General features: G+C 75.8%; 1 protein-coding gene (running past one end of the window). It reads left to right on the top strand.

Annotated elements, in window-relative coordinates:
• Positions 1 to 124: 124 nt before the first annotated feature.
• Positions 125 to 760: the 5' portion of a DUF6924 domain-containing protein gene (locus LCE31_RS41375; RefSeq protein ID WP_374118600.1), read on the top strand. It continues 102 nt past the right edge of the window; 636 of the gene's 738 nt are visible here — the first part of the coding sequence; the start codon lies at positions 125 to 127; its stop codon lies beyond the right edge, outside the window.

Genomic DNA, 760 nt, shown 5'->3' with positions numbered 1-760 from the left:
ACCGGCCCCCGGCTGTCCCCCAACCCCGCGCGTTGGAAGGGACTTTGGCCGTGCCCCGGCCCGACCGACGCCCGGGGCGGGCCGCTTGTAGCCTGGCGGCCTCTTCCCGAGTCCTGGAGGGCCGATGGCCGCCGCACAGTTGCCCGAGACCGAGTTTTCACCGCTCCTGCGCACCGACTTCACCGACGAGGCGGCCTGGCGCGCGCTGCTGGACGAGATCGGTGACGACTGGCTGACCGTGCTGGCCGACCCGGCTCACGAGGGGCTGTCCGTGGACGGCCTGCTGGCACTCGTTCCGGCGGGCAGCCGCTTTCCCGTGCTTGTCGTCGCCGACGAGGTGACGTTCTCCGGGGACCCCTCCGGCGGGCGCACGCTGCTGCTCGTCGACGCCCAGGAGGAGCCCGGCCGGACGTTCCGCGCCGAGGTGCCCGGTGCGTTCACGTCCGCCCTCGGCAATCTGGCGATCTCGAACCTGGGCTTCGGGGAGTACCTCGACTCGCTGGACGACTCCGGCGTCTACCGGCTCTCGCCGGGATACCTCAGGGCCATGGCCGAGCTGGAGGCCGCCCAGCGGCAGGCGGCGGGCCCGGGCGACTCGCGTGCGGCGGGGAAGGCGCCGGGAGCCGTGCGCGGGCGGATCGCCGGGCCGGGGAGCGGCCGAGGCACCGCCCCCCGCCCCCGGGGGGGGGCGCCCCGGGCCGGCGGCCGGCCCATCGCCTCCGGCTCGTGCTCGGGGCGGACCGTGTCGATGCGGTTGTTG

It is taken from the genome of Streptomyces sp. 8L, assembly GCF_020176795.1.
GTDB lineage: Bacteria > Actinomycetota > Actinomycetes > Streptomycetales > Streptomycetaceae > Streptomyces.
The sequence above is the reverse complement of the archived record's forward strand: the minus strand, read 5'-3'. Positions and strand labels throughout refer to the sequence as shown.